This is a genomic window from Winslowiella toletana (assembly GCF_032164335.1).
In the GTDB taxonomy this organism is placed as follows: Bacteria; Pseudomonadota; Gammaproteobacteria; order Enterobacterales; family Enterobacteriaceae; genus Erwinia; species Erwinia toletana_A.
In genome coordinates, this window is the sequence record NZ_CP134152.1 from 1,388,454 (window position 1) to 1,403,831 (window position 15,378).

Below are 15,378 nucleotides of genomic sequence, written 5' to 3' on the forward strand. Positions count from 1 at the left end.
TGGCGAACTCTGCATCTGAACTGGCAAAACTATCCAAGGAGACCACAGTATGAATCGAGGACCACTGGAGCTTGAAGAGCTGGAATGGCTTGATGATGTTCTTATGAAGTACAGTAATGAGCATTCGATACTCGATGTTTCTGAGCTGGATGGTTTGCTGACCGCCATTCTTTCGGGGCCCAATCGGATTGAACCCTCTCAATGGTTACCGGCGCTGTGGGGTGGCGAACAGTATGCACCGGTCTGGGAATCAGAAGACGAATTGCAGCGCTTTATGGAACTGAGTTTCCAGCATATGAACGACATCGCTGAGCGGCTTAATGACTATCCGGAACAGTTTGAACCGCTGTTCGGTGAAAGCATGGTCGACGATAAAGAGTACACCATTCTCGAGCAGTGGTGCTTTGGCTATATGCGCGGCGTGGCGCTTGATGACTGGTCGGCACTGCCGGAAACGCTGCAACCTTCACTGCAGCTGATCGCACTGCACGGGCTGGAAGAGAACTTTGTCAAACTCGATGAAATGTCTCATGAAGACTTTGAGCGTGATATCGAGGCGATTCCGGCGGCTGCGCTGGTGCTGCATGCCTGGTGGCTTAGCCAACGCTCTACCGTTAATTAATCTCCTGCCTTTCCTGTCTGTTGCTGACGCGCAGACAGGATATTTTCTCCCGCCGCACAAACATATTTATCCTGAAAAAATATCATTGTTTCCCGCTGAATCTCAGATGAAGTCGTACTGACCTCTCTCATGCCGCCCATCCAGTTTTTATAATTATCATTTTCATGATTTTTAAAGGAATTAATCCTAATTTCATCAGCATGAAACTGGCGATACACATCTTGCAACACGGGTTTACAAAATGTGCGCCCGGTCAAAATTTCGCAAATTCAGTTTAATCAATGATTGATAATTCGCGTCGCGAAAAATACTCTGATGCTCATTCATCATCGGCTGCTCCAGGCGTATCTCAGTCCTGGGTCTGCTAATCGGGTTTTGTCAGTTAAAAAGGATTTTATATGAATCAGCACCTTAACCGGGGCACGGCCACGGCTTGCCTGAAATCTCCTCCTGCTACCCTGATACCCGCGGCTTTCACCCTGGCCGGAACCTTACTGGCGGGTACGGGCGGAATGGTTTTTTCCGCTGCTGCTCAGGCAGAAGGATTTATAGAAGATTCCAGCCTGACCGGTGGCTTCTATTACTGGCAGCGTGAGCGTGATCGTAAAGACCTGAATAAAACCCGCGAGGAAACGCGCCCCGACGGCAGCACGGTGATTGTCGATAACCCGGACTACAACCGTTACACCACCAATCTTTCACATGCCACTGCCAACCTGAGCCTCGATTTCTCCTCTGGCTATGCCTGGGACTTATTCGGCATCGACCTGGCAGCCTTTACCGCCGTTGAATTAGCCGAGGCCAGCGCCAGCGGCCATCCCAATGAAATCGCCTTTTCATCCCGTAACCGTGCCTTGAGCGAAGATTTCTCCGGTGATAAAAGCGGCGTCAGTTTATATAAGGCCGCGGCAAAATTTCGTCATGACAATTTCTGGGGGCACGCCGGTTATATTCAGCCGGGTGGTCAGACGCTGCTCGCACCTCACTGGAGTTTTATGCCCGGCACTTATCGCGGTGCCGAAGTCGGATATAAAGCTGATTTTGGGATCAGTGGCGAGCTGAGCCTGTCGTATATGTGGGCGGACAAATACAAGTCTCCCTGGCATATCGAAATGGATGATTTTCGGCGTAATGATCGTAAAACCCGCGTTTCTTATCTTCACTCACTGGGGTTCAAATACGACTTTAAAAACGATTTTGTGCTGGAAGCGGCTTATGGTCAGGCCGCCGGTTATCTCGACCAGTACTTTACCAAAGCCAGCTGGAAAACTGAGCTGGCCGGAAACCCCCTGACCACCAGCTATCAGTTCTATGGTGCGCAGGACAGGGTAAACAGCAACGATGCCAACAGTCTGTATGACGGCCTGGCGTGGTTGCAGGCGGTGACTTTAGCGTATACCACTGGCCCGTTTAACTGGCGGCTTGAAGGCACCATGGTGAAAGCCGAAGGTAATCAGGGCTACTTTCTGCAACGTATGACGCCGGGATACGCCACTTCCAACGGGCGGCTGGATATCTGGTGGGATAACCGTTCGGACTTTAACGCCAACGGTGAAAAAGCGGTGTATGCCGGGGTGATGTATGACCTGAAAAACTGGGATCTGCCGGGCTTTGCCGTCGGCGGTTCATGGGTTTACGCCTGGGATGCCCGGCCCAGCAGCAATCCTCTATTTGATCAAAGCCAGCGCCTGAAAGAGAGCGCCTGGAGCCTTGATGCGCAGTACACCGTGCAGCAAGGCCGCGCCAAAAACACCCAGTTCAGACTGCATTACACCCAGTATAACAATCACTCCGATCTGCCAAGCTGGAGCGGTGGTTACGGCAATATTTTTCAGGATGAAAGAGACGTGAAGTTTATGGTTATCGCGCCGTTCACCCTGTTCTGATAGTGGAAACCAGCAAGTAAGGATTAGGTTGCAGATGAAAGCATTTAAATTAAAAGCGATTATTGCGGCGGGATTGTTCGGCTGCGTCGGAAGCAGTATTGCAGATCAGCATCTTGTCGATCGGCTCAGTGAGCTACAGGTGAATTACCGCTTGCAGGACAACCGCGCGGCAGATAATGGCGTGAAGTGTGGTGAGCTGGGAGCCGATTTTGCCTCATGCTACACCGCGACTATTACGCTGACCAACGGCGGGCAGGAGATTACAGGCCACGACTGGGCAATCTATTTCCACAGTATTCGCCGCATTTTACAGGTGGATAATGAGAACTTTACCATCACGCCAGTGACTGGCGATCTGCATAAGCTGGAGCCGACGGATAAATTTAACGGCTTTGCTGCGAACCAGTCGGTAAATATTCCGCTGGTTGGCGAATACTGGCAGCTGTTTGAGACTGACCTGATGCCGCGCTGGTATGCCACTTCCGGTGATGCGCAGCCAAAGGTGCTGGCGAATACCGACAGTGAGGATCTGCATCATTTTGTCACGCCGTTTAGCGGTGACCAGTGGAAACGCACCGCAGCGGATAATAATATTTTGATGACGCCCGCCACCCGCTTTGTCAAAAATGCAGTGACAGAACCGTTGGCGGTAACGGCGTTACGCGGGCAGATTGTGCCGACGCCGCGGGAAGTGAGCATCCACTCGGCGGATGTTGATCTCAGCAAAGGCGTGGCGCTGAATCTTAGCGTGCTGCCGCAGCCTTCAGCAGAAGCGGTCAGTCAGCGGTTTGCCGCGCTGGGCATTGCCAGCGATCCTTCTGGCTATCCTGTCACGACCCAGGTTGAACCCTCGGCTTTAAGCGGTGAACTGGCGAAATCAGGCGCTTATACCCTGAGTATTGGTCAGCAAGGGGCGAAGGTGATCGGCTACGATCGCGCTGGGGTGTTTTACGGTCTGCAATCCATTCTGTCGCTGGTGGCTGGCGATGGCAGCAAAACGATTGCCCAACTGGATGCGAAAGATGCGCCACGATTTGATTATCGCGGCATGATGCTCGACGTCGGACGTAACTTCCATTCGAAGCAGGCGATACTGCGGATGCTGGACCAGATGTCAGCCTATAAACTGAATAAATTCCACTTTCATCTGAGTGATGATGAGGGCTGGCGCATTGAAATTCCCGGCCTGCCGGAGCTGACTGAAGTCGGCGGTAAGCGCTGCCACGATCTGACGGAAACCACCTGCCTGTTACCACAGCTGGGTTCTGGCCCGGACAGTAACAATAATGGCAGCGGCTATTTCACCCGTGCTGACTATATTGATATCGTTCGCTACGCGCAGGCGCGGCAGATTGAAGTGATTCCGGAAATTGATATGCCCGCCCACGCCCGGGCGGCGATTATCGCAATGGAAGCGCGTTATCGTAAATTATCTGCCGCTGGTCAACCGCAGCAGGCCAGTGAATATCGCCTGCTCGATCCGGCAGATACCTCTAATACCACCTCGGTGCAATATTACGATCGCCATAGCTACCTTAATCCTTGTCTTGATGCCTCGCGGCGCTTTGCCGATAAAGTCATTGGCGAAATGGCCCGCATGCATCAGGAGGCCGGTCAGCCGTTAACCACCTGGCATTTTGGCGGTGATGAAGCGAAAAATATTTACCTGGGCAGCGGTTACAGCGGCGAGGCAGAGGCAGGAAAAGGGCAGGTTGATCTGAGTCATCAGGACAAGCCGTGGGCGAAGTCGCCGGTTTGTCAGAAGATGGTCAGTGACGGGAAAGTTGAGGACGTTGAACATCTTGCCAGCCACTTTGCGGTTGAGGTCAGTAAACTGGTTAATGCACACGGCATCGAAAAAATGCAGGCCTGGGAAGATGGTCTGAAACACGCTAAAAATGCCAAAGCCTTTGCGACAAAACGCGTTGGCGTTAACTTCTGGGAAACACTGTACTGGGGAGGATTTGATACCGTTAATGACTGGGCCAATAAAGGCTATGAAGTGACGATATCCAATCCGGACTACGTCTATTTAGACTTTCCGGCGGAGGTAAATCCGCAGGAGCGTGGTTACTACTGGGGCACCCGCTATACCGATGAAGCGAAGATCTTTAGCTTCGCGCCAGACAACCTGCCGCAAAATGCAGAAACCTCGCTGGATCGTGATGGCAATAGCTTTGTTGCCAAAAGTGACAAAGCCTGGCCGGGCGCTTATGGCATCTCAGGCCAGCTGTGGAGCGAAACCGTCCGCACCGATGAAGATATGGAGTACCGTATTTATCCGCGCATGTTACCGCTGGCAGAGCGGGCGTGGCATCGCGCTGACTGGGAACTGGACTATAAAGCAGGACGCGAGTTTTCTGCGGGGAAAACGCAATTTGTGAACAGCAAAGCCTTGCAGGATGACTGGGCGCGCTTCGCCACGCTGCTGGGGCAGCGCGAACTGCCGAAAATGGATTTAGCCAATATTCAGTATCGTTTGCCGCTGCCGGGCGCTCGCGTAGTTGATGGCACGCTGCAGGCCAATATTGCACTGCCGGGCGTGGCTATCCAGTATTCCGTCGACGGAGGTAAACAGTGGCTGAGTTATAACGACCAGCAAAGACCGTCTGTTGCGGGGGAAGTGTGGGTTCGCTCGGCCAGTGCCGATGGCAAACGCGTGAGTCGTGCAGAGAAGGTTGATCGGTAATTATCCTCGTTGACGATGGAGCCGCCCTGGTTGACCGGGGCGACTCCTGTTTCACCCGCCGTGGCAGCGCAAGCACCGGATTAACATTGCCGCAACCAGCCATTGAGAGATTCCAGTCTCCGCTGTTAAGATAATCCCATCGAAAAATCCTAAAAATTGCCGACGGCGCCTGGTGGCTGATAGATTCCAGGTATCCGGGTACTAGAATTAATGATTAAAAATCAATAGGTTTTGCTTTTTTTGATGAGGCATTTGCCTCCATTTATCTTTTTATTCACACCAACACCTGGGAACAGGATACGCAGATTTATGACGGAAAATTTGATTGAGCGCCTCTCTACGGTGCTGGAATCTGAAAAAACGCTTGAAGGCTTTGTTCGTCAGTTGTTGGAAATGCTCGAGCTGGTGACGGAAATGGAGTCGACCTATCTGACGCGTATTGATGCTGATGGTATCCAGCAGCAGATTTTATTCTCGCGTAACAGCAAAGAGATGCAGATCCCTGAAGGATTGACCGTGCCGTGGGAAGATACCTTATGCAAACGTGCGCTGGATGAAGGCCGTCCATTTAACCGTGACGTGCCAGGAACCTGGGGTGATTCGCAGGCGGCAAAGCAGCTGGGCATCACCACTTATATCAGTACTCCGGTGATGCTGGGTGAGGGCGACCTTTATGGCACGCTTTGTGCTGCCAGCAGTCAGAGTCACCCCCTTTCTCCGCGTGCAGAGCAGGTGTTACAACTTTTTGCCGAGCTGATTGGCCAGTACATCCACAAAGAGCAGCTGCTACAGCAATTGCAGGAAGCCAATGCCGCACTGACTGCGGTTAGCTTTACTGATGAGCTTACCAGCCTGCCCAACCGACGGGCGGTTTTCGAGCAGATGCCGAAGCTTTTCTCCCGCGCCTGTGCTGACTCACGTTATGTGCTGGTGGCATTTGCCGACCTGGACGGTTTCAAACAAATTAACGATCGCTACGGACATGAAGCCGGCGACGCTTTTTTGAAATCCATCGCCCAGCGCCTGCGACAGCAAGCCACCAGCGATGAAGTACTGGGGCGGTTGGGAGGGGATGAATTTATTATGGCGATGGCTGGGCCGGAAATTTATGATCAGGCTATTGATGCTGCCGGGGCATTTAAAGCCAGGCTTGCGGCATTACTGAGCGGAGAATATCAGCTCGAATCCTGCTTTATCGATTACGCGGGTGCCAGCATTGGCGTAATTGTCGCTAATCCGGCAATTGCCACTCCGGATATGGCGGTACGCGCTGCGGATGCGGTGATGTATGAAGATAAAAAACGTCGTAGAGCCTCACACTGACCGCCTGCGGGAGCCGAAACGGCTCCCCTGAACTATCCAGTTATGCCATAAACCTCGCGAACATCACCTCTTTTTATATTTCTGATATCAATAATTTTCATCTTTTCATTGCGGGCAGGTAATACATTAGCCTTAATTTGTATGACGTTAACATCACATTTATCACTTTAACTGGTGGTTAATTTGTTGATTTTAAGTGATTTTATATTGGTCTTAAGAAAGTAAGTTCAACGTCAGACAAAAATTGTTATCTGAGTCGCAAAATCTAAATAAAAAAATCTTCTTATGTTTAGAGTGACATTGGTCACATCAATTCAGGTCTCATAAATATATAAAACCATGCTTTATTAAAAATGAAACATCGGTTCATTAATTTCAAGAGACCTGAATGTTATGAATAAAAAAACGATACTTTTGGAAGATGGGCGGAAAGTCACGCTGGGGCATCAACTGGCTTATGGCGGAGGCAATTTGCTGGGAAGTGGCGCCCTGGCGATTGCCGGTGCGTGGTTACTCTATTTTTATACCACCTTCTGCGGGCTGACACTGCTGGAGGCAGCATTTATCTTTTCGGTGGCCAGCGTGATCGACGCCATCAGTAATCCTCTTATGGGCTACCTCAGCGACAACTTTGGCAATACCTGGCTGGGCAAGCGTTTTGGTCGTCGACGTTTCTTCCTGCTGATTGGCGCACCGTTAATGATGTTCTACCCGCTGCTGTGGGTGGAAGGCTTTGGCTTCTGGTATTACCTGACCACTTACGTCATTTTTGAGCTGATTTATACTTCGGTGATGGTGCCGTATGAAACCCTCGCCACCGAAATGACCGACGATTTTGCGGTGCGCAGCAAACTGACCGGCTATAAAGCCATGTTCGGTAAAATTGCTAACTTCCTTGCAGCATTTATTCCCGGACAATTTATCCTGCTGTACGGTAAAGACTCTGCGCAGCCTTTTCTGTATACCGGCATAACCTATGGGCTGATCCTGTTCGTGGCGGTGGCACTGCTGCACGGCTTCTCATGGGAGCGAAAAGATACCGGAATCAAGGCGATAAAGCAGAAAAAGACCCTGTGGAAGACGATAGTGGCGCTGGCGCGCGATATGCAGTCGACATTCTATCTGCGAGTGTTTCGTAAGCATCTCGGCATGTACCTGTTTGGTTTTGGCGCTGAATGGCTGTTTGCTTCCGTCTTTACCTACTATGTTATTTTTGTGCTGCAATACGACCCGGCAATCCTTGCCGGACTGAACAGCCTGAATGCCATTCTGCAACTGTTCTCCACCGCGATTTTTATTGGCATCTGCGTCAAGTTTGGCTTTAGTAAACCTTACACCTGGGCGCTGTTAATCGTGGTCTTCGCGGTGTGCTGTTACAGCTTATTGCATTTCCTGCAATTACCGGCGCATCTGGCAACCATGGCGATCATTGGGGTAACCGTCATCTTTGGTCTGGGAACCGGCGGCGTGTATTACATTCCGTGGACGGTCTACACCTTCCTGGCGGACGTGGATGAAGTGTTTACCGGCCGTCGCCGTGAGGGCATTTATGCCGGTGCCATGACCTTCGCCGGCAAAATCGTGCGCTCAATTATCGTCTTTGCGATGGGCGCTCTGCTCAGCTATTACGGCTTCCAGTCGAAATCTCATGTACAGCCGGAAAGCGCGATTACCGCGATTTCGTGGGTGTTCTTCGGTGGCGTAATTGTGCTGGCGCTGGTGGCCATTTTCTTTAGTCGCCAGATGACCCTCGATCGCAAAACTCACCGCGTCGTGCTGGAAGAGGTGGCACGAATTAAAGCCGGTGGTGAGCTGAGTGCCATTAAACCCGAAGTGCGCGAAGTCATCGAAACTCTGGTGGGATATCCCTACGAGCAGTGCTGGGGCAACAGCGATATCTCGCGGAAAATGAAGCTGGCTGAAGAGGCCGCGCCAGCGATGCCGGAACAGCTGCCACAACGTTAATCCACTCCACTTGCTGATCAATACATTCCTGCCCATTGGGCAGGAAGGGATGAACACGTTTTAAGGAAAGAGAAATGAGGAAATTAACGGTCATTTCCGCATCGCTGTTTATGCTGGGCATCAGTTGCAGCGCAGCCAGTCAGTTACCTGACAGCAATAAGCTGGTGTGGCGAGCCATCGCCTTTGGTCAGTCGACCGATGTGAATTTTGCTACCAATGTTTTGCCGGAGAAAATCGGTGTCAATAATGTGACGCGGGAGAATGGTCAGCCGGTTCCGGCGCAAGGCGGCAAGCTGATCACGCCGGTTAATATTGAAAGCCGTGGCGGTAAGATTGGTAACAGCCATGACGGCCTGACGTTTTATTACACCCGATTGCCCGCCAGCGCCAATATGCAGCTGGATGCCGAGATCAGCGTCGAGCAATTTGGTCCGGAAAATGGGGCGCTGCCTGCCGGGCAGGAGGGCGCAGGCCTGCTGGTCAGGGATGTGCTGGGCCAGCCGCGCTCAGAGAAGCTGAAACCGGGTTACGAAGAGTTTCCGGCCGCTGCCAATATGGTGATGAATGCGCTGCTTACCGAGGATAAGAAATCTCATTATCTGCTACAGATAACGCAAATCGCGCGTAACGGTGTAAAAAATCCCTGGGGCAATGCCGGGGTGGAGATGGTGCGCGAGGCATACCATCACCGCCTGGATATCCGTCAGACGCCGCGTTTTCGTCTGCGGCTGGCGCGTACCAACGACGGTTTTATCGCCGGTTGGGCTCCAGCGGGCAGTGACCAGTGGGTCACTCAGCGTACGGGTGATGCAGATCGGGTGCTGGTACAGGACAAAACCGGCTATTACGTCGGCTTTTTTGCCTCGCGCAATGCACGGATTACCGTTCATCAGGCCAGCCTGACGCTGAGTGAGCATCAGGCGACAGCAACAGAGACATTTACGCCTGCGCGCCAGGCGGCAAAGGTTGAGATTGCCTCTTCAACGCTGGCAGCGCGACCGGATTACCGCTTCCAGTTGCGCAGTAATCAACCGGGTAAGCTGACGGTCAGCGTTAACGGCCAACCACTGGTGCAGGATCAAGCGATAAAAGCCGGTGAGATGCAGTCGCTGGCGCTCAGGATCGCTGCTGAACCCCGGAAGATCGACTGGCGTCTGGTGACCGACAGCGATGAAACCCTGACTGATAAGCTGACGGTTAAGCCGGTAAAGCTGGCCGATGCCGATAATCTTTATGTATCGCCACAGGGCAAGGCTGATAATAACGGCAGTCGTGAGCAGCCACTGGATTTTGCGACTGCGGCTTCCGCACTGTCACCGGGTGGAACCCTGTGGCTGGCTGATGGTGATTATCCCCTGACCACGCTGCCTGCCAGCGCCAGCGGCACGCCTCAGCAGGCGAAAAAACTGCGTCCGCTCGGTAAGCATGCGGTGTTTTATGGGCTTAATCTTGCCGCCAGCCACTGGGATATTCAGGGGATTAGCGTGACGGCTAAAAGCTTCAATATTTCCGGCAGTTATAATCATATCGATCGGGTAGTGGCACACCATGCTGACGACACCGGTATCTGGGTGGCTTCACCGCCGGATGTGGGACGCGCACTGTGGGCCAGCCACAATATCATTTCCAACTCTGAGTCTTATGCTAATCAGGATCCCGGCCAGATAAACGCCGATGGCTTTGCGGTGAAAATGCGCGTCGGAGAGGGCAATAAACTGATTGCCTGTTTCGCCCATGATAATGTTGACGATGGTTTTGACCTGTTTAATAAAATCGAAGACGGCCCAAATGGCCGGGTGATTATCGAGAAAAGTATCTCGCTGCGTAATCGTAATAATGGTTTTAAACTCGGCGGCGAAGGTTTGCCGGTCGCACATCAGGTGTCGGACAGTGTGGCGATAGAGAATGGCATGGATGGCTTCACCGATAACTTTAATCCGGGTGCATTACTGGTGCGGAATAATATTGCGGTCGACAATAAACGCTTTAATTATCTTTTCCGTCCCGGCCCCTACACCCAGCCAGATAAACAGGGGCAGCTGGAAGGTAATATTTCCTTGCGAACTTCACCCGCGCAATATGCCGATGCGGTAACCGGTCGTCTGAAAAATAATCACTTTCTGACGCTGGATGATAATAAACAAACAGCGAAATAATAAAACCTGACGTAACACGAATAAAAAATACCAATGGGGTTTTGTAATGACTAAACAGACATTAATGATCTGCGGGTTACTGCTGTGTTCTTTTCAGGCTGCGGCGGTCACGCTGGATGTGCGGCATGAGTGGCAGGATGACAGCAAGGTCCACAAGGATCGCTTTTCCGTCTCCCATCGTTTTGACAACGGTATTGGTTTCTCGCTGGAAGCGAAATGGAAGTCGGGCGGCGATAATAGCAATAAAGCATTCCACGATATCGTCAGTAACGGCACGGAAAACAGCATCAACTATCAATATAAGATCACGCCGGAGTGGTTTATTCAGCCGGGATTCACGCTCGAATCATCCAGCAACAGCAGCATCTATAAACCCTTTTTAACCACCGGTTACGCCTTTGATAGCGGGATTTATTTAAATGGACGTTACCGCTACGAATATAAACGTGTTTCAGATGAAGGGAAAGAAGATGAGAAAACCAATCGCGGTGAGTTCTGGCTGGGATATCGCTATCAGGACTGGCGTTTTGAATATAATTTCATCTATAAACACAGCGATCAAATTCGTTTCGATAATAAAAAGTGGGACTATGAACATAATGTGAAAGCATTGTGGAAGCTGAATAAAAACTGGGCTCCCTATACCGAACTGGGGAATATCAGCGTGCGTAAAACCAGCGACGAGCGGCAGACGCGCTTTCGCGTCGGCGTACAATACAGTTTTTAACGCTGATGATGTGCTTTAAAAGTCAATCGCGCAGCAAACCGGTGTCGTTTACCGGCTGCTGCACGTCGGATTATCCCTTAACCGTAGTGGGCTCGCCAGCGACCGGATGAGTGTCGCTGCTTACCGCCGCCGCGCGTGCTGCGGCATCAACCGGTTCGTCATATTTGCGCTTCAGATGATTTTGCACCTGCTGAAGTAACGCACCGTCGAGGGTGTAGTGTCGCAGATAGACCCACAGCGTCAGGCCAAAGAACAGCATCGGTACCACAATCATGATGCCCTGCATGCCCATTATGGTACTGGCAGTTTGCGGCACGCCAGCCTGATAACCGGCCGCTCCCAGCAGCACGCCAATCACCAGCCCGGCAAAAGCTGCACCGGCCTTGACCACCATGGTTTGCACCGCAAAAGCGATACTTTCGATGCGCATGCCCAGCGCGTAGTCGCCATAGTCGACGGTGTCGGCAACCATAATCACCAGCAATACCCAGAAGAAAGCGCCGCCGCTGTTAGCCATAATGCCGGACAGCGCAATCAGCGTCGCGCTCTGCGGCGCATACAGTCCAACGTACAGCAGCAGCAGGCAGCTCAGCACCGGTAACACCGAGGCGCTAATCCATAACACCCGGCGCGAAAAGCGCTTCGCCAGCATCGGGAACAGCGCAATGGTCGCCAGGTTAGCGATTCCGGCATACATCATATACCAGGGGAAAAGCTCTTCCCGACCGACGACATACTTGAAGTAGTAAATGGCAAATGACTGAATGACGTTATGCGCCATATTCCATGAAAGGGCCATAACCAGCAGCGCAAACAGCGGTTTATTGCGCACAATCATCATCAGCACGCTTTTCAGACCATGCTGCACCTGCGTCGCGCCATGGTGCGATGAGGAGTATTTCTCTTTAACGTTGACCAGCGTAACAAGCGTGGAGAGGATAAAAAAGAACACCAGAATAAAGGTAAAGCGCATAAAGCCGTCGCCCTGATGCCCTTGCCCCAGCAGGTTTATCAGCGGCAGGCCAATTACGCCGGTGAGATAACCCGCGCTGCTGGCAAAAAAGCGCGGCCAGGGAATCAGTGCTTCGCGCTCGCGCTTATCGACGGTGATGCAGGGCACCAGTGACCAGAACGGCACATCCATTATGGTGTAGGTAAAGCCCCAGAGAATGTAAGTCACCCAGATATAAGCAATCAGCGCGCCACCGGAGAAGTTGTGCGCGCAGAATACGCTGATCAGCACCACGGAATTGACCAGGGTGCCAATCAGAATCCACGGTTTAAATTTACCCCAGCGTGTGCGGGTGCGTTCGACGATCCAGCCCATAACCGGATCAAGCAGCGCATCCAGAATTCGCGCTACCAGAAACAGTGAAGCTACCATACTGACGGATATGCCGACGACATCGGTATAGTAGTACATCAGGTACATATAAATAATCCCGATGGCAAAGTCTTTACCAAAGGCACCGAATCCATAGCTGATTTTAGTTTTTAACGATACGCTCATGGCTATCTCCGCACGTCCCCGGAGTACCGACGCTGACAGCCAGAAAAACAGCGTCGGCCTCCTTTCTGTGCGGCTTAATGTAGGGTAGGTGGGGGTATCAGCGGTAAGTCGGCAACCAGTTGCCGTGCGCCTCGATTAACGCGTCGCACAGTCGGATAGTGTCATCGATCGACAGCTCAGCCGAGGTATGCGGATCGAGCAGCGCGGCGTGATAGATATGTTCTTTTTTCAGCGTCACGGCTGCTTCTATCGTCAATAACTGGGTGTTGATATTGGTGCGGTTGAGCGCCGCCAGCTGCGGAGGCAGATCGCCGACAACGGTTGGCGTGATGCCCTGCGCATCCACCAGGCACGGCACTTCCACGCAGGCGTCGGTCGGCAGGTTGGTGATCAGCCCACGGTTGAGTACATTCCCGCCAATTTTATACGGCAGGTCAGTTTCCATCGCCTCAATGATATAAGAGGCGTATTCATGGCTGCGGTGATGAGTCAGCGCTTCGTCACGGGTTAATTGTTCACGTTGCAGCTGCCAGTTATTGATTTGCTCAATACAGCGACGCGGATACTCATCCAGCGGAATATTAAAGCGCTCGATTAACTGCGGATAGTTGCGTTTAATCCAGTAGGGCATATATTCCGCGTTATGCTCAGAAGACTCGGTCACGTAGTAGCCGAATACCCGCATAATCTCATGACGCACCATATCGTCATGCTTATGCTGCAAGCCGGCGGCGCGGCGTTTAATTTCCGGATAAATATCCTCGCCGTGGCGCTTAATATCCAGCAGCCACGCCATATGATTGATCCCGGCAATTTGCCAGGTGACGCCGTCGGTTGGCATATCCACCGCCTTCAGCAGCGTCTCGGCGCAGACCTGCACACTGTGGCACAGCCCAACGGTTTTAATGCCGGTATGACGCAACATCGCGCCGGTCAGTGACGCCATTGGATTGGTGTAGTTAAGGAACCAGGCGTCCGGACAGACTTGTTCCATGTCGCGGGCGATGTCGAACAGCACAGGAATGGTGCGCAGGGCGCGAAACAGACCGCCAATTCCCAGCGTATCCGCAATGGTCTGACGCAAACCAAACTGTTTTGGAATGTCAAAGTCGGTGACGGTACAGGGCTGATAACCGCCGACCTGAATCGCATTAATCACATATTTCGCCCCTTGTAATGCCGCGCGGCGCTGTTCAACGCCGACATATTTTTCAATCGATGCGCGGCCCTGATTAATATTCTGATTAATGTTATTCAGCATATTCCACGAATCTTGCAAACGACTTTCATCAATATCGTAAAGTGCAATCTGCACATCCGATAATGCCGGTGTTGCCATAATGTCGCCGAGCACATTTTTTGCAAATACGGTGCTGCCCGCACCGATAAAAGTGATTTTCATGATTCTTTCCTTTGCCTGTGAATGTTGCGATGGAAAGACTCTAGGCAGAGACTGAATTAATGTATATGTCGTTTTGTGACATCAATATGGCGAAAAATAAAAGCCGGTAAAAACTGTGAAGTTGTTCTCAAATCATCGGTTAGCAGCAGCGTAGTGCTTGCCAGCAGCACGGCGGGGCATTACAAACAGCATTATCTATAGGGTTATGTGATGTCGTATATGCGGTAAAACCTGAGGTGAAAATGCAGAAGGATCTAAAACCTGAAGAGATATCGCATTTCGGTCTGAATGTTTTTCAGTATGGTCATGAAGTCTGTCGTCCAGGGCATAGCTATGGTCCGGCGGTACGTCAGCACTATTTACTGCATTATATCATTCGCGGAACCGGCGAGCTGTTTACCGAGCGGGGACGTCATCAGGTATATGCCGGAGAAGCCTTTCTGATTCATCCACATGAAATTACCACTTATTGCGCCGATAAACGCCAGCCGTGGGAATATATGTGGATTGAAATTGACGGTTTAATTGTGGCGCGCACATTTGAATCCTGCGGATTAAACCGTGATAATCCGGTTTATACCCCGGTTGCCGGCGGCGAGCAGCGTGAAGAGTTACACTATTTACAGCAAATCGTTCAACAGGAGACCGGGCAGTCATTGCGTATCGCCGGTCTTACCTGCCTGTTTCTCGATGCGCTGCTGGCGAATGCGCCACAGACCGGTACGGCACGCCAGGGCGATGATCAACCGGTGGAAAAAGCCATTCACTGGATGGAGCGCAATTATCATGAAAGTATCAGCGTCAGTGATATTGCCGCCTGGTGCCGGGTCGATCGCAGCTATCTGAGCCGGTTGTTTAAGCAGCGTTTTGGCTATGGGCCGAAACACTATCTGATTATGTTGCGGATGAACGTTGCCACCTCACTGCTGCTCGACGCCAGGCTGCCGATAAAGGTGATTGCGTTTTCGGTCGGCTACCGCGATCAGATGCAGTTTGCCAGAGTATTTCGCCAGATTTATCAGATGTCGCCGGGAGAGTGGCGTCGGCAGCAGGCGGCTCTGGCGTAAAGCGGGAGAGCCTCGAACGAGGTTCCGCTGG

Annotated in this window: 11 protein-coding genes; 8 read left to right on the forward strand and 3 right to left on the reverse strand. The window is 51.8% G+C overall.

From position 1 onward, the window contains the following. Window positions 1–49: 49 nt before the first annotated feature. Window positions 50–622 carry a UPF0149 family protein gene (locus RIN69_RS06475; RefSeq protein WP_313856333.1) on the forward strand — a complete coding sequence of 191 codons (573 nt, stop codon included), beginning with the start codon at window positions 50–52 and terminating at the stop codon, window positions 620–622. Here RIN69_RS06475 and RIN69_RS06480 read toward each other — a convergent pair. Beyond that, window positions 619–879: a hypothetical protein gene (locus tag RIN69_RS06480; protein WP_313856334.1), complete on the reverse strand. Its 261-nt coding sequence runs from the start codon at window positions 877–879 to the stop codon at window positions 619–621. The two genes, RIN69_RS06475 and RIN69_RS06480, sit on opposite strands and share 4 nt — an antisense overlap. Window positions 880–1,134: 255 nt before the next feature. Between RIN69_RS06480 and chiP the strand changes: the two genes are divergently transcribed. The 6 genes from chiP (at window position 1,135) to RIN69_RS06510 (ending at window position 11,368) form a co-directional block, all read left to right on the forward strand. Further along, complete coding sequence (gene chiP / locus RIN69_RS06485; RefSeq protein WP_390902532.1) at window positions 1,135–2,508, forward strand: chitoporin ChiP; 1,374 nt, start codon at window positions 1,135–1,137, stop codon at window positions 2,506–2,508. A gap of 34 nt (window positions 2,509–2,542) precedes the next feature. Beyond that, on the forward strand, window positions 2,543–5,197 hold the full coding sequence (locus RIN69_RS06490) for a family 20 glycosylhydrolase (RefSeq protein ID WP_313856335.1): 2,655 nt from the start codon (window positions 2,543–2,545) through the stop codon (window positions 5,195–5,197). A gap of 309 nt (window positions 5,198–5,506) precedes the next feature. Continuing rightward, the gene (locus RIN69_RS06495) at window positions 5,507–6,520 is read left to right on the forward strand and encodes a sensor domain-containing diguanylate cyclase (RefSeq protein ID WP_313856336.1); all 1,014 of its coding nucleotides are present in this window, start codon (window positions 5,507–5,509) and stop codon (window positions 6,518–6,520) included. 393 nt (window positions 6,521–6,913) lie between these two features. Then, the gene (locus RIN69_RS06500; RefSeq protein WP_313856337.1) at window positions 6,914–8,485 is read left to right on the forward strand and encodes an MFS transporter; all 1,572 of its coding nucleotides are present in this window, start codon (window positions 6,914–6,916) and stop codon (window positions 8,483–8,485) included. Window positions 8,486–8,559: 74 nt separating this feature from the next. Next, complete coding sequence (locus RIN69_RS06505) at window positions 8,560–10,641, forward strand: right-handed parallel beta-helix repeat-containing protein (protein ID WP_313856338.1); 2,082 nt, start codon at window positions 8,560–8,562, stop codon at window positions 10,639–10,641. Between the two features lie 46 nt (window positions 10,642–10,687). Further along, window positions 10,688–11,368 (forward strand): oligogalacturonate-specific porin KdgM family protein, encoded by a 681-nt coding sequence (locus RIN69_RS06510; RefSeq protein WP_313856339.1) that lies wholly within the window; start codon window positions 10,688–10,690, stop codon window positions 11,366–11,368. Window positions 11,369–11,438: 70 nt separating this feature from the next. Here RIN69_RS06510 and melB read toward each other — a convergent pair whose 3' ends face one another. Together melB and melA are read right to left on the reverse strand one after the other, a co-directional pair. Next, window positions 11,439–12,878 carry a melibiose:sodium transporter MelB gene (gene melB, locus RIN69_RS06515; protein WP_313856340.1) on the reverse strand — a complete coding sequence of 480 codons (1,440 nt, stop codon included), beginning with the start codon at window positions 12,876–12,878 and terminating at the stop codon, window positions 11,439–11,441. Window positions 12,879–12,975: 97 nt separating this feature from the next. After that, window positions 12,976–14,280, reverse strand: coding sequence for an alpha-galactosidase (melA, locus tag RIN69_RS06520; protein WP_449361562.1), 1,305 nt, complete (start codon window positions 14,278–14,280; stop codon window positions 12,976–12,978). A 242-nt stretch (window positions 14,281–14,522) separates the two neighbouring features. Here melA and RIN69_RS06525 point away from each other — a divergent pair, with 242 nt between their 5' ends. Then, window positions 14,523–15,347 (forward strand): AraC family transcriptional regulator, encoded by an 825-nt coding sequence (locus tag RIN69_RS06525; RefSeq protein ID WP_313856342.1) that lies wholly within the window; start codon window positions 14,523–14,525, stop codon window positions 15,345–15,347. Window positions 15,348–15,378 lie beyond the last annotated feature (31 nt).

Bases quoted from the DNA above. Each gene is read 5' to 3' on its own strand.
- RIN69_RS06500 (WP_313856337.1), top strand. From the start codon at position 6,914: ATGAATAAAAAAACGATACTTTTGGAAGATGGGCGGAAAGTCACGCTG.
- RIN69_RS06510 (WP_313856339.1), top strand. From the start codon at position 10,688: ATGACTAAACAGACATTAATGATCTGCGGGTTACTGCTGTGTTCTTTT.
- RIN69_RS06490 (WP_313856335.1), top strand. From the start codon at position 2,543: ATGAAAGCATTTAAATTAAAAGCGATTATTGCGGCGGGATTGTTCGGC.
- chiP (WP_390902532.1), top strand. From the start codon at position 1,135: ATGGTTTTTTCCGCTGCTGCTCAGGCAGAAGGATTTATAGAAGATTCC.
- RIN69_RS06475 (WP_313856333.1), top strand. From the start codon at position 50: ATGAATCGAGGACCACTGGAGCTTGAAGAGCTGGAATGGCTTGATGAT.
- melA (WP_449361562.1), bottom strand. From the start codon at position 14,280: ATGAAAATCACTTTTATCGGTGCGGGCAGCACCGTATTTGCAAAAAAT.
- RIN69_RS06505 (WP_313856338.1), top strand. From the start codon at position 8,560: ATGAGGAAATTAACGGTCATTTCCGCATCGCTGTTTATGCTGGGCATC.
- RIN69_RS06525 (WP_313856342.1), top strand. From the start codon at position 14,523: ATGCAGAAGGATCTAAAACCTGAAGAGATATCGCATTTCGGTCTGAAT.
- melB (WP_313856340.1), bottom strand. From the start codon at position 12,878: ATGAGCGTATCGTTAAAAACTAAAATCAGCTATGGATTCGGTGCCTTT.
- RIN69_RS06495 (WP_313856336.1), top strand. From the start codon at position 5,507: ATGACGGAAAATTTGATTGAGCGCCTCTCTACGGTGCTGGAATCTGAA.